The 24,168-nt window shown below is 66.2% G+C and carries 22 protein-coding genes; 14 read left to right on the top strand and 8 right to left on the bottom strand.

The window, feature by feature from the left end; genetic code table 11:
* Positions 1-73: 73 nt before the first annotated feature.
* The 5 genes from KW832_RS00920 to KW832_RS00900 all read right to left on the bottom strand — a co-directional run bounded on the left by KW832_RS00920 (position 74) and on the right by KW832_RS00900 (position 5,432).
* Positions 74-949, bottom strand: a complete 876-nt coding sequence (locus KW832_RS00920; RefSeq protein ID WP_121507693.1) for an ABC transporter ATP-binding protein — start codon at positions 947-949, stop codon at positions 74-76.
* A complete protein-coding gene (ntrB, locus tag KW832_RS00915) occupies positions 939-1,808 on the bottom strand; it encodes a nitrate ABC transporter permease (protein WP_218298949.1) in 870 nt (289 codons plus the stop codon). The genes KW832_RS00920 and ntrB overlap by 11 nt, the downstream gene beginning before the upstream one ends.
* Positions 1,809-1,978: 170 nt before the next feature.
* Complete coding sequence (locus KW832_RS00910) at positions 1,979-3,385, bottom strand: CmpA/NrtA family ABC transporter substrate-binding protein (RefSeq protein WP_218298950.1); 1,407 nt, start codon at positions 3,383-3,385, stop codon at positions 1,979-1,981.
* Between the two features lie 146 nt (positions 3,386-3,531).
* The gene (locus tag KW832_RS00905) at positions 3,532-4,227 is read right to left on the bottom strand and encodes a response regulator transcription factor (RefSeq protein WP_218298951.1); all 696 of its coding nucleotides are present in this window, start codon (positions 4,225-4,227) and stop codon (positions 3,532-3,534) included.
* Complete coding sequence (locus KW832_RS00900) at positions 4,224-5,432, bottom strand: PAS domain-containing sensor histidine kinase (RefSeq protein WP_218298952.1); 1,209 nt, start codon at positions 5,430-5,432, stop codon at positions 4,224-4,226. Before KW832_RS00900 ends, KW832_RS00905 begins: the two co-directional genes overlap by 4 nt.
* Before the next feature lie 90 nt (positions 5,433-5,522).
* Between KW832_RS00900 and KW832_RS00895 the strand changes: the two genes are divergently transcribed.
* From KW832_RS00895 to KW832_RS00885, 3 genes are read left to right on the top strand one after another with little or no spacing between them, the layout of a single operon-like run.
* Positions 5,523-6,374 carry an ABC transporter permease gene (locus KW832_RS00895; protein ID WP_218298953.1) on the top strand — a complete coding sequence of 284 codons (852 nt, stop codon included), beginning with the start codon at positions 5,523-5,525 and terminating at the stop codon, positions 6,372-6,374.
* A complete protein-coding gene (locus tag KW832_RS00890; RefSeq protein ID WP_218298954.1) occupies positions 6,371-6,886 on the top strand; it encodes a hypothetical protein in 516 nt (171 codons plus the stop codon). Before KW832_RS00895 ends, KW832_RS00890 begins: the two co-directional genes overlap by 4 nt.
* Positions 6,883-8,235 (top strand): GAF domain-containing protein, encoded by a 1,353-nt coding sequence (locus KW832_RS00885; RefSeq protein WP_218299102.1) that lies wholly within the window; start codon positions 6,883-6,885, stop codon positions 8,233-8,235. The genes KW832_RS00890 and KW832_RS00885 overlap by 4 nt, the downstream gene beginning before the upstream one ends.
* A 27-nt stretch (positions 8,236-8,262) precedes the next feature.
* Here KW832_RS00885 and KW832_RS00880 read toward each other — a convergent pair whose 3' ends face one another.
* The gene (locus tag KW832_RS00880; RefSeq protein WP_218298955.1) at positions 8,263-9,000 is read right to left on the bottom strand and encodes a hypothetical protein; all 738 of its coding nucleotides are present in this window, start codon (positions 8,998-9,000) and stop codon (positions 8,263-8,265) included.
* A gap of 188 nt (positions 9,001-9,188) precedes the next feature.
* Positions 9,189-10,778 (bottom strand): GMC family oxidoreductase, encoded by a 1,590-nt coding sequence (locus KW832_RS00875; RefSeq protein WP_218298956.1) that lies wholly within the window; start codon positions 10,776-10,778, stop codon positions 9,189-9,191.
* Positions 10,779-10,907: 129 nt separating this feature from the next.
* Between KW832_RS00875 and KW832_RS00870 the strand changes: the two genes are divergently transcribed.
* The 10 genes from KW832_RS00870 to KW832_RS00825 all read left to right on the top strand — a co-directional run bounded on the left by KW832_RS00870 (position 10,908) and on the right by KW832_RS00825 (position 19,941).
* A complete protein-coding gene (locus KW832_RS00870) occupies positions 10,908-11,756 on the top strand; it encodes a 3-hydroxybutyryl-CoA dehydrogenase (RefSeq protein WP_056745609.1) in 849 nt (282 codons plus the stop codon).
* 219 nt (positions 11,757-11,975) lie between these two features.
* Entirely contained in the window at positions 11,976-12,794 is an 819-nt protein-coding gene (locus KW832_RS00865) for a crotonase/enoyl-CoA hydratase family protein (protein ID WP_218298957.1), read from the top strand.
* 269 nt (positions 12,795-13,063) lie between these two features.
* Positions 13,064-13,528 (top strand): MarR family winged helix-turn-helix transcriptional regulator, encoded by a 465-nt coding sequence (locus KW832_RS00860; protein ID WP_218298958.1) that lies wholly within the window; start codon positions 13,064-13,066, stop codon positions 13,526-13,528.
* A gap of 72 nt (positions 13,529-13,600) precedes the next feature.
* Positions 13,601-14,017, top strand: coding sequence for an organic hydroperoxide resistance protein (locus KW832_RS00855; RefSeq protein WP_142148831.1), 417 nt, complete (start codon positions 13,601-13,603; stop codon positions 14,015-14,017).
* Between the two features lie 3 nt (positions 14,018-14,020).
* Entirely contained in the window at positions 14,021-14,407 is a 387-nt protein-coding gene (locus KW832_RS00850; RefSeq protein ID WP_121422133.1) for a DUF1304 domain-containing protein, read from the top strand.
* A 134-nt stretch (positions 14,408-14,541) separates the two neighbouring features.
* Positions 14,542-15,300 carry a metallophosphoesterase gene (locus tag KW832_RS00845; protein WP_218298959.1) on the top strand — a complete coding sequence of 253 codons (759 nt, stop codon included), beginning with the start codon at positions 14,542-14,544 and terminating at the stop codon, positions 15,298-15,300.
* Entirely contained in the window at positions 15,297-16,736 is a 1,440-nt protein-coding gene (locus KW832_RS00840; protein ID WP_218298960.1) for a bifunctional serine/threonine-protein kinase/universal stress protein, read from the top strand. The genes KW832_RS00845 and KW832_RS00840 overlap by 4 nt, the downstream gene beginning before the upstream one ends.
* A gap of 85 nt (positions 16,737-16,821) precedes the next feature.
* Positions 16,822-17,916, top strand: coding sequence for a DUF2855 family protein (locus KW832_RS00835; protein ID WP_218298961.1), 1,095 nt, complete (start codon positions 16,822-16,824; stop codon positions 17,914-17,916).
* 44 nt (positions 17,917-17,960) lie between these two features.
* Positions 17,961-19,019 (top strand): serine/threonine protein kinase, encoded by a 1,059-nt coding sequence (locus tag KW832_RS00830; RefSeq protein WP_218298962.1) that lies wholly within the window; start codon positions 17,961-17,963, stop codon positions 19,017-19,019.
* A 208-nt stretch (positions 19,020-19,227) separates the two neighbouring features.
* On the top strand, positions 19,228-19,941 hold the full coding sequence (locus KW832_RS00825; protein WP_055400168.1) for a response regulator transcription factor: 714 nt from the start codon (positions 19,228-19,230) through the stop codon (positions 19,939-19,941).
* 143 nt (positions 19,942-20,084) lie between these two features.
* On the opposite strand, the gene KW832_RS00820 is transcribed toward KW832_RS00825, so the two are convergent.
* Positions 20,085-23,525, bottom strand: a complete 3,441-nt coding sequence (locus KW832_RS00820; protein ID WP_218298963.1) for an IPTL-CTERM sorting domain-containing protein — start codon at positions 23,523-23,525, stop codon at positions 20,085-20,087.
* Between the two features lie 312 nt (positions 23,526-23,837).
* Between KW832_RS00820 and KW832_RS00815 the strand changes: the two genes are divergently transcribed.
* Positions 23,838-24,146 carry a hypothetical protein gene (locus KW832_RS00815; RefSeq protein WP_055400148.1) on the top strand — a complete coding sequence of 103 codons (309 nt, stop codon included), beginning with the start codon at positions 23,838-23,840 and terminating at the stop codon, positions 24,144-24,146.
* Positions 24,147-24,168 lie beyond the last annotated feature (22 nt).

Here is a 24,168-nt window from a genome sequence, read left to right as displayed (position 1 = left end):
AACAGGAATTTCAGGGTGCAGCACTCCCTGCCACCCCAAGGGGTAACACGACAGTGCTGGGTTATTCAGGAAATCAGTGGGCTTTGGCTCGGGTGACGAGAAAGTCCACGATGTGGTTGCGCAGCGCGTAGTAGCCATCCAGGTGGTGCAGGCTGGCGCGCGTGCGTTCGCGTGGCAGTGGGTTCACCACCACCTCGGCGATGCCGCCGGGGCGGTAGCCCTCGGGCGTCTCGTTGCCGTTGCTCATGAGCAGGATGCGGTCGGCCAGCAAAATGGCCTCGTCCACATCGTGCGTGATCATGAACACCGTCTGCTGCGTCTGGCGCACGATGGCCATCAACTCGTCCTGGATGGTGCCGCGTGTGAGCGCGTCGAGTGCGCCGAAGGGCTCGTCCAGCAGCAGCATCTTGGGCTGGATGGAGAACGCGCGCGCAATGCCCACGCGCTGTTTCATGCCGCCTGAGAGTTGCGACGGCTTCTTGTCGATGGCAGGGCTCAGGCCCACCAGCGCCACGAACTTCTCCACATGCGCATCGACCTGGGCCTTCTTCCAGTCGGGCCAGCGCGACTTCACGGCGAACGCGATGTTCTGGCGCACCGTGAGCCAGGGCATGAGCGCGTGGCTCTGGAACACCACGCCCCGGTCCAGACTGGGGCCGGCCACTTCGCGCCCGTCCATGATGACGGTGCCCGAGGTGGCGGTGTCGAGCCCCGCCAGCACGTTCAGGATGGTGGTCTTGCCGCAGCCCGAGTGGCCGATGATGCAGACGAATTCGCCCTTGTCGAGCGTGAACGACACATCGGCAAACACGGGCTTGGCGGGCACAAAGGCTTTGCTCAGCCGGTCGATCTGGAGGAAGCCTTGGGTCACGGCAGAGGCCTTTCGTTGCGGGGCGTCAGTGGCAAGAGGGGCTGGAACAGCCGGGCGCTGGGCGACATCACTCCACATAGGTCACCACCTTCTGCAGCTGGCCGAAGGCCAGGTCGAGCAACATGCCCACCACGCCAATCACCAGGATGGCAAAGATCACGTTGGTGAGCGACAGGTTGTTCCACTCGTTCCAAACGAAGTAGCCAATCCCCGTGCCGCCCACCAGCATCTCGGCCGCCACGATCACCAGCCAGGCGATGCCCATGCTGATGCGCATGCCCGTGAGGATGGTGGGCGCTGCGGCGGGCAAGATCACCAGGAAGGCCTTGCGCAGCGGGTTGACCTGCAGCGTGGCCGACACGTTGAGCCACTCGCGCTTGACCGATGCCACGCCAAACGCCGTGTTCACCAGCATGGGCCACACCGAGCAGATGAAGATCACGAAGATGCCCGAGATGGATGAGTCCTTGATGGTGTAGAGCGCGAGCGGCATCCACGCCAGCGGGCTGATGGGCTTGAGCACCTGGATGAACGGGTCGAACGCACGGCGCAGCAGCGGCGACATGCCGATGACGAAACCGAGCGGTATCGCCACCAAGCAGGCCAGGCCGAACCCTAGCGCGACCCGGCCCAGCGAATGCGCGAGCTGGATGGCGATGCCCTTGTCGTTGGGGCCGTTGTCATAGAACGGGTTGGACACATGCCCCCACACGGTACGGCCCATCTCTGCCAGCGAGGGGAAGCCGCTGCCCTTGGCGCTGGCGCCTGGGTCCTTGCCCATCATCTTGGCGTACTCGATCTGCTCGGCGGTCATGCCAGCCGTGCTGTTGCCCGCGCCCGAAGAAGCGGTGGCGATGTACCAGATCCCCAGCAGGGCCAGGAAGATGAGCACGGACAACAGGCCCGCGCGCAGGTTGAGGTTTTTGGAACTTGTCATGTCAAATCTCCGTGCGCTTCACAAGTCCACCAGCCCACAAAACGCGCAGGGCCGAAGCCAGTGCCCCCGCGCAAGGGCCGCCCCGCCGCGCTGGGGGCGTCCCCCTCCCGCATTGCGCAGCAAGGCGAGAGAGGGGTGAAGGCGCGAAGCGACTCAGGGGGTGCTTCATTTCATGCCGCCTTACGGATGGGGAAGCTCTTTGCGTACTCGCTCGCCTTGGCGGCATCGAACTCGCGCCCCATGATCTTGAACTTGGGGTACGCGCCCTCTGGCACCTTCTGGTCCAGCGCCTTCATCTGCTTTTTCGCATCGGTGATGAGGAACACCTTTTCGGCGATCTGCTTGTAGTCCACATCGCCCTTGATGTAGCCCCAGCGCTGCATCTGGGTGAGCATCCACACGGCCATGCTCTGCCAGGGCATGGGGTCGAAGTCCGCGCGGTCCGGCACGTTCTGGATCTTGCCCAGGCCGTCGGCAAACTTGCCGGTGAGCACCTGGTTGAGCACGGCCTCGGGCTGGTTCAGGTAGGCCTGGGGCGCAATCACCTTGGCGATGAGCTCCCGGTTGGCTGGGTCGCGCGCCATCGCGGCCGAGGTGAGCACCGCGCGGTACAGCGCGGCAAAGGTGTTGGGGTTCTTCTGGATGAACTCGGTGCTGGTGCCGAAGGCGCAGCAGGGGTGGCCGTTCCACAGGTCCTTGGTGAGCAGGTGGATGAAGCCGACTTCCTCGAACACGGCGCGCTGGTTGAAAGGATCGGGGCCGAGGAAGCCGTCGATATTGCCCGCGCGCAGATTGGCCACCATCTCGGCGGGTGGCACCACGCGCAGCTGCACGTCGGTGTCGGGGTTCAAACCCGCCTCGGCCAGGTAGTAGCGCAGCAGGAAGTTGTGCATGCTGTAATCGAAGGGGATCGCGAACTTGAAGCCCTTCCAGTTCTTGGGATCGCGGTTGTCCTTGTGCTTGAGGCTGAGCGTGATGGCCTGGCCGTTCACGTTCTGGATGGTGGCCACGTTCATCGGCGTGGCGTTGGAGCCCAGGCCCATGGAGATCGCCAGCGGCATGGGGCTCAGGAAGTGCGTGGCGTCGTACTCCTTGTTGATCATCTTGTCGCGGATCAGTGCCCAGCCGGCCGTCTTGGTGACTTCGACGCTCAGGCCCTGCTTGCTGTAGAAGCCCAGCGGGTGGGCCATGATCAGCGGGGTGGCGCAGGTGATAGGGATGAAGCCGATCTTGAGGTTGGTCTTCTCCAGTGCGCCCTGCTTCTCTTGCGCCATGGCCTGCATGCTGGCCACAGGCAACACGCTCGCGATGGCCGCCATGGCCGTGCCCTTGCCCACCGCCTTGATGAAGCGGCGGCGCACCGCGTCTTGCGGAAACAGCGCCTTGACCAGCGTGGCTTCGATGAACTCGTTGCTGTAGAGCTCGAAATCACGGGTCTCGCTGCGCTGGCGCAGGGTGGCTGCGGCGGCATCGGCCGACACCTCGGCGTGGTGGTCGGCCACCGTGTGGTCGCGGCCACAGCTGCATTTCAGCATCAACGGGCGGTCGGCATCGTAGGGCGAGAAGAATTTGGACATGGCACACCTCGAAGAAGTTGGTGCCAGGCGTTACGCAAAGCGCGGGCCAGTTTTTGCCGGTGTCGGCCCGCTGTCATGAATTCGTGGGTGTGGTGTCTACAGCGTGTAGGGCCAGCACTACAAATCGGTCGTGCAACGCACCGAATTCACTCTGCCGGTGCGCCACGTGCCAGCAGCGCAAGCTCCACATCGTTGCGCGCGCCGGTCTTTTCGAGGATGCGGGCGCGGTAGGTGCTCACCGTGTTGGGCGCGAGCTTGAGCTGCGCACCAATTTCGCTCACGCTTTGCCCGGCAGTGAGCAGGCGGAACACCTGGTGCTCCCGATAGGAGAGCGCGTCCACCCCGGCGGGCGTGCCCTGCTGGGCGGTACGCACCACCCCGGTGCGCTCTAGTGCACCTGCCAGGGCTTGCGCGGTCGCCTCTGTCAGGTAGCGCCCGCCTGCTGCCACCTTGCGCACGGCGGCCACCATGTCGTCGGGATCGGCGCTTTTGTGCAGGTAGCCCGCCGCGCCCATCTGGATGCAGCGCACCGCGTATTGCCGCTCGGGGTAGGTGCTGAGCATCAGCACCGGCAATGCAGGCCAGGCCTTGCGCAGCGCCTGCAACACTTCGAGGCCGTCCATGCCCGGCATGGCGATGTCCAGCAGCACCAGGTCCAGCCCCGGTGTTCCCGTGGGCCCTTGCAGGGCGGCGACCAGCTCCAGCACCTCGCTGCCCTGGGTCGCCTCGGCCACCACGGTGATCTCGGGCGCGCCGTTGGCCGGGTCGCCAAGCACCTGCTTGAGCCCTTCCCGCACGATGCGGTGGTCATCCCCGATCAATACGCGAACCACGGAATTCATGACAGCTCCAGAGGAATCAGCAATTGCAGGCACGAGCCCTGCCCCGGCTCGCTGGTGATGCTCAGCCGGCCCCCAAGCTGCCGTGCCCGCTCGCGCATGCCCATCACGCCATAGGCGGTGGGCGCCTCCAAGGCCTGGCGGGTAGCGCCCACGCCGTTGTCGCGCACGCGCAGTTGCAGCATCTCGTCCTGCACGTCGATGGCAATGTCGATGGCGCTGGCCTGCGCGTGGCGGCCCACATTGCTCAGCATCTCCTGGAAGATGCGGAACACGGCAATGGCGGCAGGCTCGGGCAGGTGCAGGGTGGCAGGCACCTCCATCTGCCACGCCAGCTCCAGTTCGGCCGACTGCACGAACTCCTGTGCCTGCCACTCCAGCGCCGCCCAAAGGCCCTGGTGGTCCAGGATGCTGGGGCGCAGGTCGGTGATGATGCGGCCCACGTTGTCCACGGCGTTTTCGATCAGGCGGCTCATGTTCTGGCACTTGCAGCGCATCTGGGTGCGCATGTCGCCCGCGGCCTCGGGCGTGCGCTCACCCTGCTCGCCCAGGCGCTTGTGCAGCCAGTTGACATCCATCTTCAGCGCCACCAGCAGGCTGCCCAGCTCGTCGTGCACTTCGCGGGCGATGCGGGTGCGTTCGTCTTCGCGCACCTGCTCCGAGTAGGCCGACAGCTCGCGCAGCTGCGCCAGCGCCTGCGACAGCTCTTGTGTGCGCGCGGCCACTCGGCGCTCCAACTCGTCATTGGCGCGGGCCAGCTCATCGTGCGCGCGCTGCAGCTCGTCGGCGGCGCGTTTGCGGCTGGTAATGTCCACAAAAGCAATCACGGCGCCGTGCACCTGCTCGCCCTCCAGGATGGGGTGGCTCGAATACTCCACGGCAAACGCCGAGCCATCGCGGCGCCAGAACACCTCGGTGTCCACACGGCAGGGCAGGCCCTGGCGGAACGCGTTGAAGATGGGGCAGTCGCCATCCGCATACGGGCTGCCGTCGGGGTGGCTGTGGTGGGTGAGCGCATGCATGTTGCGCCCCATCACCTCATCGGCCACAAAGCCCAGCATCTGCGCGCCCGCCCGGTTGATGAACACGCAGTTGCCCGCCAGATCAATGCCAAACACCCCCTCGCCCGTGGACTCCAGCAGCAGCCCCAGGCGGTTCTGCCAGAGGGCACTGGCACCGGCGGGCAGGTTCAGGACGTGGGTGGACATAGGGGTACCCAAGCAATGGCCGTGCCCAGGTGGCAACGATGAACACATCGGGGACTGTGCGGCCGCCCGCCAACATCGCACAATAAGCGGATGCAAACCGCTCACCCGCCCTCTGTGGCCACTGTGGCCCCGCCCCCGCCTTCGGTATGGCGCCCGCCCAGCCTGTCCGTGCGCTGGTGGCCCGTGTTCCTGCGCAATCTGCTGGTCTGGCGCAAGCTGGCCATCCCCAGCCTGGTGGGCAACATTGCCGAGCCGCTGATGTGGCTGGTGGCGTTTGGCTACGGCATGGGGGCCTTGGTGGGTCAGGTGAATGTGAGCGGCGCGGCGGGCGACACCAAGGTGCCCTACATCCTGTTCCTGGCCAGCGGCTCCATCTGCATGAGCGCCATGAACGCGGCCAGCTTTGAGGCGCTGTACTCGGCTTTCTCGCGCATGCATGTGCAAAAGACCTGGGACGGCATCATGAACGCGCCGGTGAGCCTGGACGACGTGGTGCTGGCCGAGATGCTGTGGGCGGCGTTCAAGGCGCTATTCACCGTCACCGCCATCCTGGGCGTCATGCTGGCCCTCTCCATCAGCCACAGCCCGAAGCTGCTTGTGGCCTGGCCGGTGCTGCTGTTCGTGGGGGTGATGTTCTCCAGCATCGCGCTCATCTTCAACGCTCTGGCCAAGGGGTATGACTTTTTTACCTACTACTTCACGCTGGTGCTTACGCCCATGATGTTTCTCTCGGGTGTGTTCTTCCCGCGCGAGCAGTTGCCCCCCATCGTGCGCGCCATCTCCGACTGGCTGCCGCTGACCAATGCCGTGGAGCTGGTACGCCCGCTGTTCATGGACCAGTGGCCTGCCCACCCCCTGCGCCACGGCCTGGTGCTGGTGGTGACCACCGTGGTGGCCTTCTGGGTGGCCCTGGCCCTGACCCGCAAGCGCTTCAAGGCATGACCGCCCTGCTCGGCCCCAGCCATATCGCCATGGTGGCCAAAGGCGTGTCGGCCATCGTGGCGTCCCGCGATGCGGCCTTGCGCCCGAGCATCATGCGGGCCGTGGGCAGCCACATCAGCGGCGACGGGCAGGAGGTCACGGTGTACCTGCGGCGCAGCCAGTCCGAGCAGTTGCTGCAGGACATTGCGCACACCGGCGAGATTGCCGTGGTCTTCAGCGTGCCGTCCACCCACCAGACGCTGCAGCTCAAGGCCCGCCGGGCCACGCAGCGCCCAGCCCATGACGGCGACTTGCCCCTGTTGCAGGCCTACCTGCAGTCCATGGTGCAGGAGGTGGGCCAGGTCGGCTACGGCCCGCAGTATGTAGCGGCCATGCTCGCAGCGCCGCTGCAAGATGTGGTGGCCGTGAGCTTCACGCCCACCAGCGCGTTCGACCAGACGCCGGGCCCGCGCGCCGGCGCGGAGTTGTGCTCGCCACCCACATCACCCTCACCATCTACGCCGCAGCCATGAGCACCGCCGCGCCGTCCCTGCACAGCATCCGCCCCTGCCTGGAGGGTGCGATTCCCGCCATCATGGCCACCTGCGACCCCGACGGCACGCCCAACGTGGCCTACATCTCGCAGGTGGTCTATGTGGATGCGGGGCATGTTGCACTGTCGTTCCAGTTCTTCAACAAGACCCGCCAGAACATCCTGCGCAACCCGCGCGCGTCGGTGTTGGTGCTGGACCCGCTCACCGCCCATTTCTACCGCCTGCACCTGCTGTACGAACGCACCGAGGACAGTGGCCCGGTGTTCGAGAGCATGCGCGCGCAGCTGGCGGGCATCGCGTCGCATGCGGGCATGGCCGAGGTGTTTGAACTCAAAGGGGCCGACATCTACGCTGTGGAGCGCATCGAATCGGTGGCCGGCGAAGGCCTGCCGGCACCGGCACCACGTTCTGGCTTGCTGCACACGCTGCGCCTGTGCAGCGAGAGCATCGCGCGCTGCTCGGGGCTGGACGAGTTGCTGCAAGGCGCGCTGCAGGGCCTGCAGGACAAGCTGGGCATCCAGCACGCCATGGTGCTGATGTTGGACGCCAGCGCCCAACAGCTCTACACGGTGGCCAGCTGCGGCTATGCCACATCGGGCGTGGGTTCAGAAATCCGGCTGGGGCAGGGAGTGATCGGCATGGCTGCGCGCGAGCGCACGCCGGTGCGCATCAGCCACATGACGCACGCCGCCCTGTACAGCCATGCCATCCGCGAAAGCATGGACGCGCATGCCGCACCCGATGCGCCCCCGTTGCGCGGCCTGGACATCCCTTACCCCGGCCTGCCAGAGCCGCACAGCCAGGTGGCGGTGCCGCTGCTGTCGGCCGGACGCCTGCTGGGAGTGCTGTTTGCCGAGAGCCCCGAGGACATGCGCTTTGGTTTCGAGGATGAAGACCTGCTGGTGGCCATTGCGGGCCAGCTGGCCGCCGCCATCGACCTGCTGCAGGCCGCGCCCGATACGCCCGAGCCGCTGCCTACTCCAACAGCGGCACCGCCGGTGAGCGGCAGCGCGCTGCGGGTGCGCCACTTTGCGGCCAACGACAGCGTGTTCATCAACGACGACTATTTGATCAAGGGCGTGGCGGGCGCCATTGTCTGGAAGCTGCTGCGCGACCACCAGCACACCGGGCGCGTGGACTTCACCAACCGCGAACTGCGGCTGGACCCCGCCCTGCGCCTGCCCGATGTGGCCGACAACCTGGAGGCCCGCCTGCTGTTGCTGCAGCGCCGCCTGCAGGAGAACTGCCCGCACATCCACATCGAAAAAACAGGGCGCGGGCGCTTTCGGCTGTGCGTACTGCGCCCCGTGGTGCTGGAAGACGCTTGACGCCTTCACGCCACTGATTTCTCAAAGTCAGTGCACCAGACCCGGCACCACCGGCAGGCCCAGGCTGCGCATCAGCTTGGTCCACTCAGGCTGCGTGAGGTGCGACTGCACTTGCGCCAGCACCGCTGCCAGCACAGGGGCAGGCGCATGCTGCTGCATGTCCGACAGCATGGCCGTGCGCTCGGCGGGTGACATGTAGGGCACCATCCAGCGGGCCACCACCATCATTTCCTGCGGCGGGATCGAGGCCACCAGCGCATCGTGCACGCCCGCCAGTTCCGCGTCGGTGTAGCACTGCCAGAGCACGCGGTTGTGCGCAGTCTCTTCCTCGTGCATGTGCTCGAAGTTGTGCGCCACAAACAGCGCCAGCTGGCGGTACAGGGCCAGAGTGGCGGCCGGACGTGCGGGTTTGGCACAGGCCATCAGGTGGTTCACGCCGTCTGCCAGGGCCGTGATGGCCTGTTCGTGCTCCACATGTTCGCCGGCAATGCTCTGGCTGGAGCCGGGCTGGCGCGCCTCCATGGCTGCGTGCACAAACTGGTTCTCGTGGTGCAGGTGCGCGCGGCACAGGTCCAGCAGCTGCATCACGCGGTCGCAGGTCTCTGCAAACTCCAGGTCGTCGTCCACATCCATGCGGCCCAGGCCCAGCAGCGTGTCGGCCATGAAGGCGCGCAGCGCCTTGTGGATGCTGGCATACATGTCCATGCGGGGGGCGGCGGGCTGGGCTTGTGTCAGTGCGGCAATTTCGCGGGCATCAATCTTCATCACGTTCTTTCATGGCCCCGGTGGGCTCTTTCAGCGCCTTTTTTCTGGCACTGGGCCGGGTGCACCATGCACCCGTTTCCATGCAAAGAAGTCTAGAAATTCGCCGCGCTTTTGCCTGTTAAAAACTCCTTAAACAGACCCTTTGAAAACCTTAAAAATCGCGTTCCGGGCGCCAAACGTGAAATCGTTCACGGCGCGGCGCGCAGCAGGTCCACCGCTTTTTCAGCAATCATCACCGTGGGCGCATTGGTGTTGCCGCTCACGATGCGCGGCATGATGGACGCGTCCACCACACGCAGGCCCGCTAGGCCATGCACACGCAGTTCGGCATCCACCACATCCAGCGGCCCGGGCCCCATGCGGCAGGTGCCCACGGGGTGGTAGATGGTGTCGGCGTACTGGCGGATGAACTGCTCGATCTCGGCATCGGTGCGCGCACTGGCCGAGGCCGCCAGCTCCTTGGCGCCGAACTTCGCGAGCGCCGGTTGCATGAGGATCTCCCGCGTGCGTTTGAAGCCACGCACCATGCGCGCCATGTCATCGGGATCGGCCAAGAAGTTCGGGTCCACCAAAGGCAAGGCCATGGGGTCGCGGCTGACCAGCGTGACGGAGCCCCGGCTCTTGGGCTGCAGCAGGCACACGTGGGCCGAGTAGCCATGGCCGAACACGGTCTTGCGCCCGTGGTCCACCAGCTTGCCGATCACAAAGTGCAGCTGCAGGTCGGGCGCTGGCTCGGATGGGTCGCTCTTGATGAAGCCCCCCGCCTCGGCAAAGTTCGTGGTCAACATGCCCGTGCGGTGCTTGCGCCATTCGGCAATGCCGCGCAGCGTCTGCGCCATGCCCGACAGTGACAGGCCGAACAGGTCCTTGAGCTCGGGTGCGTCCAGCACCTGCACCACATCGGGGTGGTCGTGCAGGTGCTGGCCCACACCCGGCAGGTCGTGCAGCACCGGGATGCCTTGTTGCTGCAAGTGTGCCGCGGGCCCCACGCCCGACAGCATCAGCAGCTGCGGCGACAGCAGCGCGCCTGCACTCAGCAGCACCTCGCGCCCGGCGCGGACCTGCTGGATCGCGCCACCCTGGCGGTATTCCACACCCACGGCGCGTGTGCCCTCGAACAGGATGCGCGTGGCATGCGCACCGGTGATGACCTGCAGGTTGGGCCGCGCCAGGTGCGGCGTGAGGTAGCCCTTGGCTGCGCTGTGGCGCTCGCCGTTCTTGTGCGTGACCTGGTACAGGCCCACGCCTTCCTGCGTGGCGCCATTGAAGTCGGTGTTGTGCGGGTGCCCGGCCTGTACACCTGCGTCAGTGAAATATTGGCTGAACCGGTTGGGTGCACGCAGGTCTGCCACGTTGAAGGGCCCGCCCCGGCCGTGCCAATCGTTGGCACCGCGCTCGTTGTTCTCGGCACGCACAAAGTAAGGCTTCACATCCTCCCAGCCCCAGCCCGGGTTGCCCTGCGCGGCCCAGTGGTCGTAGTCGGCGTGCTGGCCCCGGATGTAGACCATGGCGTTGATGGAGCTGGAGCCCCCCAGCACCTTGCCGCGTGGCTGGTAGCCGCGCCGGTTATTCAGCGCGGCCTGCGGCGTGGTGTTGAAGCCCCAGCCGTTCAGCTCGAACTTGGCCATCACGGCCAGCCCAGCCGGGCAGTGGATGAGCACGCTCTTGTCGGCAGGCCCGGCCTCCAGCAGGCAGACGCGCACGGAGGGGTTCTCAGTCAAACGGCCGGCCAGCACGGAGCCCGCCGAGCCGCCACCGATCACGATGTAGTCAAACATGTTGTTGTGTCTCCTCCGCCATGCTGCGCAGCGGCTTGTTGGTTCAGGTTTGACGCACGATAACCGAACGGTCGTGCGATTCGCCTTACCATTCCGGCCATCCGTTTCACTTTGAAGAGGGCTCTCTATATGACGATTCAGACCGTAGGCATCATCGGCGCAGGCACCATGGGCAACGGCATTGCACAGGCCTGTGCGGTGTCGGGCATCAACGTGGTGATGGTTGATATCTCCGATGCTGCAGTGCAAAAAGGCCTGGCCACCGTGGCCGGCAGCCTGGACCGCCTGATCAAGAAGGAAAAAATCACCGAGGCCGACAAGGCTGCGGCCCTGGCGCGCATCCAAACCTCCACCAGCTACGACGACCTCAAGGCCGCGCAATTGGTGATCGAGGCCGCCACCGAAAACTACGAACTCAAGCTCAAGATCCTCAAGCAGGTGGATGCCCTCGTGGGCCCCGAGGTGCTGATTGCATCGAACACGTCTTCGATCTCCATCACCAAGCTGGCGGCCGCCACCAGCCGCGCCGACAAGTTCATCGGCATGCACTTCTTCAACCCCGTGCCCATGATGGCGCTGGTGGAGATCATCCGCGGCCTGCAGACCAGCGATGCCACGCACGACGCCGTGAAGGCCCTGGCCGAGGCGCTGGGCAAGAGCCCGATCACCGTGAAGAACGCGCCCGGTTTTGTGGTCAACCGCATCCTGGTGCCCATGATCAACGAGGCCTTCTTCGTGCTGGCCGAAGGCCTGGCCACGCCCGAGGACATCGACGCGGGCATGAAACTGGGCTGCAACCAGCCCATCGGCCCGCTGGCCCTGGCGGACATGATCGGCCTGGATGTGTGCCTGGCCGTGATGGACGTGTACCTGACCGAGTTTGGCGACAGCAAATACCGCCCCTGCCCGCTGCTCAAGGAAATGGTGGCCGCAGGCCGCCTGGGCCGCAAGACGGGCCAGGGCGTGTATAGCTACTAACCCCCCTGAGGCGCTTCGCGCCTTCCCCCCAGAGGGGGGACGCACCCGGCGCACGGAGTGAAGACGACATTCACATGTCGTGGCGGCCCTTGCGCGGGCGCACTCGCATGGGCCGCGCCAGTTTTTAAGGCCACTTACGCTTGTCATTCGCACTGTCTCGGCTGAGACGGCGCCCAGCGCGCTAAGCGTTTTCAATCATGGGCCAGGAGACCCGCGCCCATGACAAACATCACCCCCACCACGCCCCCGCCCGAGGGCTGCATCGACACCCTGGTGCTCGGCCACGTGCTGCTGATCGGCATCAACCGCCCGGCCAAGCGCAACGGCTGGACGCCCCCCATGTTCCGCCAGCTGGCGGAGGCCTACACCCGACTGGATGATGACCCCGACCTGCGCGTCGGTGTGCTGCATGCCATGGGCGACCACTTCACGGCCGGACTGGACCTGCCCGCTGTGAGCGCCTACATGCAACGCGGCGAAAAAGCCATCCCCGAAGGCCTGGTGGAGCCGCACGACTACGGCCTGCCCGGCTACCGGCGCCGTACCAAGCCCATGGTGGTGGCCGTCAAGGGCATCTGCTTCACCGTGGGCATCGAGCTGATGCTGGGTGCCGACATCGTGGTGGCCGCCGACAACTGCCGCTTCTCGCAGATGGAGGTGCAGCGCGGCATCATGGCCACGGGCGGCGCCACGCTGCGCATGGCCGAGCGCGCGGGCATGGGCAATGCGCTGCTGCACCTGCTGACGGCCGACGAGTTTGGCAGCGCTGAGGCGTACCGCCTGAACTTTGTGCAAAAAGTGGTGCCGGCTGGCCAGGAACTGGACGAGGCCTTGGCGATTGCCCAGCGCATTGCCGCCCAGGCGCCGCGCGCGGTGGTGGCCACGCGCCTGAATGTGCTCAAGGCCATCGAGCAAGGCCAGGCGGCTGCGGTGGCGGACTTCATCCCGGTGCAGAAGGAACTGGCCAACAGCGAGGATGCGGCCGAAGGCGTGCGCGCTTTTGTCGAGCGCCGGCCCGCGCAGTTCAGCGGGCGCTGAGGGCCTGGTGGTTCGTCGTCGCCCGAACCACCACATGCCAAATTTAAAGCCTAATCGGCCGCTAGCGCATATGAATCATGCGCCAGCAGCTCTGCTATTGATAGCAATTTCCCGAGAGTGAAGGGCACAGCGCCCCCGCCTGCGCAAGCGGAGCGCGCGAATAGCACCGATGGCGCGGCGCCGCTCCCCCACCGACAAAATCCCATCCATTAACAAAGTTTTTCACAATTCAATTGCACACAATTGAATTCACACTCACAATTCACCCCATGCCCAGCCACAGCACACCCCACACTCCCAGCCCCGCCATCCTGCGGCTGGACAACCAGGTCTGCTTTGCGCTGTATTCCGCCTCGCTGGCGATGACCAAGCTCTACAAGCCCCTGCTCGACCACATCGGCCTGACCTACCCGCAGTACCTCGTGATGCTGGTGCTGTGGGAGCAGGATGGCGTGACGGTGTCCGAGCTGGGCGAGCGCCTGTTTCTCGACTCCGGCACGCTCACGCCGCTGCTCAAACGCCTGGAGGCGCAGGGCCACATTGCCCGGCTGCGCGATGTGCAGGACGAGCGCCGCGTGCGCATCACCCTCACGTCGCAAGGCCGCGCACTGCGCGACCAGGCCGAGGCCATCCCGCCCTGTGTGCTGCAAAGCAGCCAGTGCTCGATTGCCGAGCTGACGGCCCTGACCACCGAACTCAAGCAACTGCGGGACCGGCTCAGCGAGCAACGCTGACGGCCTACAGACAACGCAAGAACCGATTCCCTCCACCGCCCGCCAGTGGGCAACAACCGCAAGGAAGACACCATGACCAAGCTCGAAAAAGTCCTGTACACCGCCAAGTCGCACGTGACCGGTGGCCGCGATGGCGCCGCCAAGACCGATGACGGCCGCCTGGAAGTCAAGCTGTCCTCGCCCGGCACGTCCGGCACCGGCACCAACCCCGAGCAACTGTTTGCCTCCGGCTACGCCGCCTGCTTCATCGGCGCGATGAAGGCCGTCGGCGGCAAGATCGGCATCCCCGTGCCGCAGGACGTGTCCATCGACGCCGAAGTGGACCTGGGCCCCATCCCGAACGCCTATGGCATCGCCGCCCGCCTGGCCATCAGCCTGCCCGGCCTGGACAAGGAAACCGCCCAGAAGCTGGTGGACGCAGCCCACCAGGTCTGCCCCTACTCCAACGCCACGCGCGGCAACATCGACGTGACCATCACGCTGGTGTAAGCCATGGGCCGCCAGTTGCTTCCCCGCATCGCGGTGGCCCTGGTGGCCATCGAGCATGTGTACATCCTCGTGCTCGAAATGTTCTTCTGGAACAAGCCCCTGGGCATGAAGACCTTCAACCTGACCCAGGAGCTGGCCGACGCCACCACCACGCTGGCGGCCAACCAGGGGCTGTACAACGGTTTTCTGGCGGCAGGCCTGTTCTGGGGGCTGTTCACCGGCAACCGGGTGTTCAAGATCTTCTTCCTGGCCTGCGTGATCGTGGCCGGGGTGTTTGGCGCCGCCACCGCAGCGCCCAAGATCTTCTTCAGCCAGGCGCTGCCCGCGATCATTGCGCTGGGCCTGGTGCTGGCGCTGGACAAAAAACCCGCCGTACAGCGCAGCCTCTGAGCTACCAAAACCATAGCTGCCAGCGCTTGATCAACAAGCGCTAGCAGCTATTTTTTCTTTGAATCCACGCAGGTACTGCCGCCTGCAAGCTGCCATTCAGCCATGCGCGCGATGATGGGGTTGGAGACAACACCATGAAAATCGCCTTGCTGTCCGACATCCACGCCAACCGCCAGGCCCTCACCGCCTGCCTGCAACACGCCCGCGCCCAGGGCGCCGAGCAGTTTGCGCTGCTGGGCGACCTGGTGGGCTACGGCGGCGAGCCCGTGGCCGTGGTGGAGCAGGTGCGCGACCTCGCCCAGCAAGGCGCCCTGTGCGTGCTGGGCAACCACGACGCCATGGCCCTGGCGCCGCCTGCCAACCCCCGCAACCGCAGCGAGCTGGGCGCGCAGTGGACGCACGACCAGCTCGGCAATACCCACATCGCTTTTTTGCAGTCGCTGCCGCTCACCGCGCGTCTGGGCAGCAGCGCGCTGCTCGTGCATGCCAGCGCCGACATGCCGGAGCAATGGCGCTACGTGGAGGACTCCAACGCCGCCGAGCGCTGCATGACGGCGGCCCAGGCCCTCGACCCCGCCATCCGCTACGTGTTCAGCGGCCATGTGCACGAACAGGTGCTGTACTTCCTCACGCCCACCGCCAAGCTCATGCGTTTTGCGCCCGAGCCGGGCGTACCCGTGCCCGTGCCGCCACACCGCCAGTGGCTCGCCATCGTGGGCTCGGTGGGCCAGCCGCGCGACGGCGATGCGCGCGCCATGTATGCCGTGTTCGACGACACCGCCAAACAGATCACCTTCTACCGCGTGCCGTATGACCACCTGGCCGCCGCCGCCGCCATCCGCGCGGCAGGACTGCCCGCGTTCTATGCCGACAGGCTGGAGCATGGTCAATGAAACTGCTCGAACCCGGGACCGAGATCGACGGCTTTCGCGTGGTGGACTGCATCCACGCGGGTGGCATGGCCCACATCTACGCCGTGGAATACGCGCAGGCCGACCGCAGCCCCGGCTTTCCCATGGCGATGAAGATCCCGCGCATGACGGCAGGCGACGGGGCCGAGAACATCGTGAGCTTCGAGGTCGAGCTACAGATCCTGCCCGTGCTCAGCGGCCCACATGTGCCGCGTTTTGTGGCGGCGGGCGACCTGGTGCGTCTGCCCTACCTGGTCATGGAATACATCCCCGGCCAGACGCTGCAGCACTGGCTGGACGAAGGGCCTGGCCGCTGCGACACAGCAACCATCGCACGCCTGGGCGCGGCCACCGCGCGCGCGGCGCACAGCCTTCACCAGCAGAACGTGTGCCACCTCGACCTCAAACCGGCCAACGTGCTCATCAAAGAAGATGGCACGGCCGTGCTGCTGGACTTTGGCCTGTCGTGCCACGCGCACTACCCCGACCTGCTGGCCGAGGAAATGCGCCAGGCCGTGGGCTCGCCCGCCTGGATCGCCCCCGAGCAGGTGGTGGGTGTGCGTGGCGACCCGCGCAGCGACATCTTTGCCATCGGCGTGATGCTGTACGAGCTGGCCACGGGCGAGCTGCCCTTTGGCGCGCCCACCACCAGCGGCGGCATGCGACAGCGCCTGTGGATGACGCCTGCCCCGCCGCGCAAACACCGCGCCGACATCCCGCCCTGGCTGCAGGAAGTCATCCTGCGCTGCCTGGAGCCTGAGGCAGGGAGCCGCTACCCGTCGGCCGCGCACCTGGCCTTCGACCTGTCGAACCCCGAACAGGTGCAGGTTACCGAACGCGGCGAACGCACCGAGCGCACTCCACTGCGCACGCACGTGCGGCGCTGGTTGCGTGCTGCGGGCATGCACTACACGCCCAGCCCCCTGCCCTCGCAGCAGATCGAGGACACGCCCATCCTCATGGTCGCCGTGCCCCATGCCGATGTGAGCGATGCCACGCTGTACTCGCTGCGGCAGGCCGTGGCCCGCTCGCTGGGCATCCGCCCCGGCGCGCGGCTGGCCTGCGTGACGGTAATCTCGCCCGGCGCCAGCAGCACCAGCGACAGCAACCGCAGCGAAACCACGCTGCACCGCCAGCACATGGCACGCCTGCGCCAGTGGGCCCAGGGTCTGGACCTGACCGGGCATGCCGTGAGCTACCACGTGCTCGAAGCGGGCGACGTGGCCCAGGCGCTGGTGCGCTATGCAGCCAGCAACCACGTGAGCATGATGATCCTGGGCGCCGCCACCCACGGGCTGCAGATGCAGCGCTTCATCGACACCGTGCCCATCCGCGTGGCGCGTGAGGCGCCCTGCACCGTCATCCTGGTCAAGCAGGCGCTGCCGTTCGAGCAACTGGGCCAGACGTTCCCGGGCTAAGCGCCTGTTCAAAGAGTGGGCCCCGCTGTCGCCGAGGTGGCGCGGCCCGCTTGAGCCGCGCCGGGCTTTCGTTTAGCGTGGCGGCATGAGCACCACCACCCTCCTCGTGCGCCAGGACAACCTGGCCAGCACCCGCCTGTTGACCGCCGACGACACCCCGCTGGAAGGCGGCCAGGTCCGCGTGCGGGTCGAGTCGTTTGCCCTCACGGCCAACAACATCACCTACGCCGCGCTGGGCGACATGCTGAACTACTGGCAGTTCTTCCCCACGGGCGAGGCAGGCTGGGGCATCGTGCCCGTGTGGGGCTTTGGCACGGTGACAGAGTCACAGCACCCCGAGGTGGCCGTGGGCGAGCGCCTCTATGGCTATTGGCCCATGGCCAGTCAGGCCGTGCTGTCGCCCCAGCGCGTCAACCCCACGGGCTTCAGTGACGGCGCCGCGCACCGCGCGGGCCTGCATGCGGTCTACAACCACTACCTGCGCACCGGCACCGACGGGCTGTACCGCGCCGACAACGAAGACGTGCAGGCGCTGCTGCGGCCGCTGTTCATCACCTCGTGGCTCATCGACGACTTTCTGGAAGACCAGCAGTTCTTTGGCGCCAAGCGCATGCTGCTGTCCAGCGCGTCGAGCAAAACGGCCTATGGCACCGCGTTCCAGCTCGCGCAGCGGGAGGGCGTCGAGGTCATTGGCCTCACCTCGCCCGGCAATGTGGCCTTTTGCGGAAGCCTGGGCTGCTACAGCCGCGTGGTTACCTACGACGCACTGGACCAGATCGACGGCGCGACGCCCAGCGTGTACATCGACTTTGCGGGCAGCGTGGGCCTGCGCCAGCGCATCCACGCCCACTTCACGGGCCTGGCCTACAGCTGCTCGGTGGGCGCCAGCCACGTGCAGGACCTGGGCGGCGCAGGCCAGTTGCCCGGCCCGCGCCCGGTGATGTTCTTCGCCCCCGCCCAGGTCAAGAAGCGCCACGCCGACTGGGGCGCCCAGGGCCTGAACGAGCGCCTGGTGGCGGCGTGGAACCAGTTCAGCACCGCCGTGTCGGCCGGGCCGCAGCCTTGGCTGGTGGTGCAGCACCATACAGGGCCCCAGGCCACGCAGGCGCTGTTTGCGGGCGTGCTGGCGGGCAGCGGCGACCCGCGCGCCGGGCATATCGCGACGATGCTGCCTGGCTGAAACGCTATGCCGGGCCGTCAAGGGCGCGGCGGCGACAATGGGGCATGACCCCATTGCCCCCCGATACCGCTGCCAACGCCTCGAACGACCAACACCCCTACGCCCGCCTCACGCCCGACCAGGTGCTGGACGCGCTGGCCAGCGTGGGCCTGTATGGCGATGGCCGCCTCATGGCCCTGTCGTCGTACGAAAACCGGGTGTACCAGGCCACGCTGGAAGACGGCGAACGCGTGGTGGCCAAGTTCTACCGCCCAGGCCGCTGGAGCGAGGCGCAGATCCTCGAAGAACACGCCTTTGCCGCCGAGCTGATGGCCGCCGAGGTGCCCGCCGTGGGCCCGCTGGTGCTGAACGGCACCACCCTGCACCAGCACGATGGCTTTGCGTTTTCCGTCAGCCCCTGGCGCGGCGGGCGCCAGCCCGAGCTGGACGACTTCGAGGTGCTGGAATGGATCGGCCGCTTTCTGGCACGCATCCACACCGTGGGCGCGGCCCAACCGTTTGTGCACCGGCCGCTGCTGGACCTGGAGACCTTTGGCACAGCATCGCGCGACTGGCTGCTCACGAACGAGATCATTCCGCTCGACATGCAGGCCACCTGGAAGGCCCAATGCGACAAAGCTCTTGAATTGATAGCTTCCAGCGCTTATCCATCAAGCGCTGGAGCCTCATTTGGCTTAGAAAATGCAACAGCAATCCGCCTGCATGGCGACTGCCACCCTGGCAACATCCTCTGGACTCCGCTGGATGAATGGGGCCGGGGCGGCCCGCATTTTGTGGACCTGGACGACGCGCGCATGGGTCCGGCCGTGCAAGACCTGTGGATGCTGCTGTCGGGCGACCGGCGCCAGCGCACCCACCAGCTCGGCGCACTGATCGACGGCTACGAGCAGTTCCGCAGCTTCGACCGCCGCGAGCTGGCGCTCATCGAGCCGCTGCGCACGCTGCGCCTCATCCACTACAGCGCCTGGCTCGCACGCCGCTGGCAGGACCCGATCTTTCCCGTCAACTTCCCGTGGTTTGGCACCAGCGACTACTGGCGCGGGCAGGTGGACATGCTGATCGAGCAGATTGAGGCCATGCAGGAAGAGCCCCTGGTGGCGTGAAATGAACGCGCACTGAGCCGCCTGCGCTGCGGTGTGTTGTGGTGCAGGCCGCTGCGGCGCCCCGGAGAGGCGCCAGAGGCGCCCGGGCATTGCAAACGATTGTCAACCCGTGTGCACAGGGGCGCGATGTCGCGCAACATCCAGAGACGCCTTCCTGGAAAGGCGTTTTCTGACTTGCGAAGGGCGCTTGCGCCCGAAGACCGACACCATGCGCATTGCCGTCCTGCACGACGACCCCCTCTTGCCCGACATGATCCGGAGCGCCCTTGAGCGCCACCACCATATCTGCCATTTCTATACCAGCGGTGCGAGCCTGCTCAAGGACACACGGCACGAAACCTTTGACCTGCTGATCTCTGGCTGGCACCTGCCGGACATGGACGGCATCGAGGTCATCCAGCGCCTGCGCGAGATGGTCGGCCAGCAGTTGCCCATCCTTCTGGTCACACGCCGCAATGAAGAACGTGACGTGATCGAAGCGCTCAACCGGGGCGCGGACGACTACATGGTCAAACCCCTGCGTGTGGGGGAGCTGGTCGCCCGCGTTGCGGCCTTGCTGCGGCGGGCGTACCCGCAGGCCATGGGCCAGCAGCTGGTCTTCGGCCCCTACCGGTTCGATCCGGAGAAGCGGCTGTTGTCCCTGCACGGCGAGACACTGGCGCTGAAGAACCTGGAATACGAACTCGCCCTTTTCATGTTCCGCAACGCTGGCCGCCTGTTGTCGCGCGCGCACCTGCGCGAAGCGGTGTGGGGCGAGCGCAGCGAAGCACCTTCACGCTCGCTCGACACCCACGTTTCGCGCCTGCGCACCAAGCTGCAGTTGACGCAGCAGGCCCACGGCTATGCGATCACGGCCATCTATGGCATGGGGTACCGGCTGGACACGGTAGACACGGTGGCCCTGGCGGACCCACGCGGCTGACACGCCGCGCGCAGGGCGGCGCACAAGCCGCCACGTGCTCCTTCCCTGAACAACAAAAAAAGGCCAGCACGCTTTGCAGCGTGCTGGCCTTTTGGCGTTCAGCCCGCCGCCGCGAAGTGATCGCGGCGGTGGTGGCTGCCGGGCTACCGGCGGCGGCCCATGGCAGGGTGCTGCCAGGCCATCAGACCCAGCAATGCAGCCAGCAGGATCAGGCCCCATTCCGACAGCGTCGGAATGTTGCTGGCGTTGCCCGTCACCGTCGTCGAGGCGCTGGACGTGTTGTTGCCGGGGTTGGTGTCGCCCGGTGCATCCACCGTGGCAGAGTTCACCAGAGGACGCGCACCGCTGTAAGGGGTGGCCAGGGTGGTGTTGATCGTGAAGGTGCGCGATGCCCCCACCGCCAACGCTCCGACGCCGCAGCTGACAGTCCCGGCCGCGTTGACGCAACCTGGCGCTGAAACAAAGTTCACCCCGGCGGGCAGCACATCCACGACCTGCGCTCCATCACTGGCCAGCGGGCCATTGTTGGTGACCACCAAGGTGTAGGCGAGCGCAGCGCCGGGCGTAAGAGGACCTGCCGGCGCTGTTTTGTTCAGCGCCAGATCCGTGGCCACGGTAAAGCGGCGCGCGGTGGTGTCATGGGTCACCACGTTGTTGGCCAGCGTGGTCTCGGTTTCGTCCACCACCACACTCGCCTGGTTGAAGGCCGTGCCGCTGGTGGCGCCATTGACGGTAAGGGTCTCCGCGCGCATGACGTAGGTGATGGTGGCGCTCTGGCCGCTGCTGAGCCCCGGGAAGCTACAGGTCAGCGTGCCGCTGGTCGCCCCCATCGTGGGTTCGGTACACGCGCCGCCTGCATTCACCGTGAGCGCGCCCTGGTAGCTGAAGGTGGCCGTGGGCGAGGAGCCCGGTGCGGGGAAGATGTCGGTCATCACCACATTGGTGCCGAACGACGGCCCGCTGTTGTTCACCGTGATGGTGTACGTCGTCGATTGGCCCAGGTCTACCGGGTCAGAGCTGTCCACCTTGTTCACCAGGATGTCCAGCTGCGCGGCAGTGACCGGGGTGCTGGTGGTGGCGCTGTTGTTGGCGGTGTTCGACTCGGCGGTTGCCGTGGTCGCAGCCACACTGTTGACCACCGTGCTGCCCGTTGCACTGCCCAGGGGGCGCATGCGGTAGTTCACCGTCTGCTGCGATCCGGAATTGATGCTGGCCCAATTACAGGTGAGCGTTCCGCCCACCGTGCCCGCGGCGATGGGCGCGCAGCTGCCGCCCCCGCTCACGCTCACCACGTCGATAAAGGCGGCATTGGACGGCAGGGTGTCCACCATCTGCACGGTCTGTGCCGTGGAAGGCCCTGTGTTGCCAATCGTCGCCACGAAGGTGATGGGTGCCCCAGCCGCAACGGTGGACGGAGTGGCCGTCTTGGCAGCCGTCACATCCACGATGGCCGTGACCTGGCTGGTCACGCTGCCACTGTTGTTGGCCTGGTTGGGGTCGCCCACGTCGGTAGAGCGCACGGTCGCGGTGTTGGTGCGCGGGCCACTGACGGCAATGCTGGGGCGCACCACCACAGTCACGGTGGCCTGCGCGCCGGAGTTCAGCGTGCCCAGGTTACAGCTCAGGTTCTGCGAGGTGCCGTTGGTGACAGCGTTGGGCGTGCAGCTGCCTTGCGAGGCTACGGCAGATTGAAACCCTCCGGTGTTCACAAGACTACCCAGCGTATCCGACACCACCACGTTCGTGGCAGCAGCCGGGCCGACGTTGTCCACGGTGATGACATAGGTCAGGTTCTGGCCCGCGACCACAGGGTCGGGCGCAGCGGTCTTGGACACGACACGCAGGTCGGCCTCGGTGGCTGTGGAGGTCACGCCCACACCCACGCAGTTGTTCGCACCGTTGCTGTCCACGCGCACACCCGCCCCCAGCGCCACGCAGGCGTTGTTGGTGGCGGTGCCAGTGCCTGTCAGCACGGCCGACACCGTGACGGCAGGGGCATTGGTATTGGCGTTCAATCCGGTAGAGCGCGAGCAGGTCCAGTTGCCGGGGCCGGTGAACGGCAAAGCGTCGCAAGTCCAGCCCGTCGCGCTGACCAGGCTGTCGAGCCTCACGCCCGCCGGCACCTGGTCGGTGATGGTGATGGTCTGGCCATTGGGCACGGCCAGCGGCCCGGTGTTGCGCGCGGTCAGCGTGTAATTGAACGCCTGGTTCGGCACCACGGGGTTGATGCTGGCCGTCTTGGTCAGCTGCATGTCGGCGTCGTTGCTGGCCGTCACGTTGACCGAAGCCGAATTGTTGGCGGGCACCGGGTCTGGCAGCGCCGTGCTGATACCGGCCGTGTTGCCCAGCGTGCCTGCGCTGTTGGCCGTGGCGGTCACGGTGATCGTGGGCATGTTGCTGAAGTTGGCACCGGTGTATTCGGTGCGCGTGCAGGTGATCGTGGCGTCACAGACCCAGCCCGTGCCGACGGCAGATACGAAGCTGAGTCCGGCGCCCAGCGTATCGGTCACGGTGACCGGCTGACCCGCCAGCGACACCCCACCGTTGAGGCGCGGCGTGAGCGTGTACACCACGTTGGCACCCTGGGCCACGTTGGAGCTGGCGGCTGTCTTGGTGATGGACACGTCGGCGCCCGAGGTGGACGTCACGTCCGCCGAGGTGGTGTTGTTGGAGGTGTTGCCATCGGGCATGGCGGAGTTGTCGGGCTTGATGCCATCGATGGCAAAAGCTGCCGTCACCGTGCCATTGACGTTGGACACGGCGGGAACCGTCAGCACCGAGGCGGACGCGCCACTGGCCAGGGTGCCCGTGCGCGTGCAGGTCACATTGCCGCTGCTCAGCGGATAGCCGCCCGATGGCGTGCAGGACCAGCCCGTGCCTGTCGGAACAGAGGTAATCGACGCGCCGGCTGGCACTGTGAAGGTAATGCGCTGGCTGCCATCGGCCGCGTTCGGGCCGTTGTTGGCAGCCTGCAGCGCGTAGCTGTAGGCCTGGCCGGCCACCACGTTGGCCGTGGAGGGCGTAGCCACCAGCGCAAGGTCGGCCGCCTGCGTGGCGGTGGTGTCCTGCACGCTGTTGACGTTGTTGCTGGTGTTCGGGTCGGACGTGGCGCTGCCAGCCGTGGCGGTGTTGGTCCAGACCCCGGCGGAAGGCAGCCGCACCCGGATGGTCACGGTCTGGTTGCTGTTGAACGGGATATTGCCCAACGTGCAATCGACGACACCCGCCGCCTGGCTGCAGGTGCCTGCTGTGGTGGCCACATCCACGAACGTGGAGCCCACCGGGAGTGTGTCCGTCAGCGTGACGCCGGTGGCGCCGTTGGGGCCGTTGTTGTCGATGCGCAGCGTGTACGTGAAGATGCCGCCTGCAGGCCCAGGGTCCGGCGAATCCGCATGGTTGACCACCAGGTCGGCAGACTGCGCCATGGCTGCACCCGCAAACAGGCCACCCGCCAGCAAGAGCCAGCGGAAGCGGCGTACCGCGCTGTGCGCAGGGCTTGTAGCAGGCTGCGCGGGCCCACTGGATGTGCGCGCGCGCCAGAAGGCGCATGCGCCCTCCCAAGATCGCGTCAATCGATAAAGCATCAAAAATACTCCTGAGGTGAATGGCTCCGACTTCCGGCCACGCCGCAACCTCACCAGGCCCCGAGGGGCTGGCAAAAAATGCAGGGAGTGCGTGGATGTACCGTGGCCGCCACGGACCAAGGCTGGGTTGGAATTTATCGACGGACGGGGGCGCAATCCGCCCGGCAACAATCGTTAACGGTTGCGAACGGTATTGCGTATTGTTTGCACCACGGGTGCACGCCACCCCGGTGGGCAACACGGGTGGTGGACCGGCTGGGGGGCCCTGGGCTATGCTGCGCCATCTTCGATCTACCGCGAGTTGGCCCACCCATGAAGGACATGTTTCGCACGCTCCTCTCCATTCGCCAGAAGCGCAAGCCTGCTCCCGTGGGGCCTTTGCCCGCCGTGGGCACCGTGATCCTGCGGGGGCAGGTCAAGATGGCCGTCACCCATCCGCTGCCCAGGGAGCTGTGGGACTGGCTGGTGCTGTCGGGCTGGCGCAACCTGCCGGTCAAGAACGACCGGCGCAAGGGACTGCGTTTGCCAGAGGGCGCGCTCAAGGAGCTGATCGACACCCCCTCACAGGAACGCAACCAGGCACACAGCCGCATCCTGGAGCAGGCCCAGCCCGAAGATTGAGCGGCTTTGTAAAGCCCTATAA

Origin of the sequence: Acidovorax sp. sif0632, assembly GCF_019218805.1 — a bacterium.
GTDB classification, from domain to species: Bacteria; Pseudomonadota; Gammaproteobacteria; order Burkholderiales; family Burkholderiaceae_C; genus Acidovorax; species Acidovorax facilis.
The sequence above is the reverse complement of the archived record's forward strand: the minus strand, read 5'-3'. Positions and strand labels throughout refer to the sequence as shown.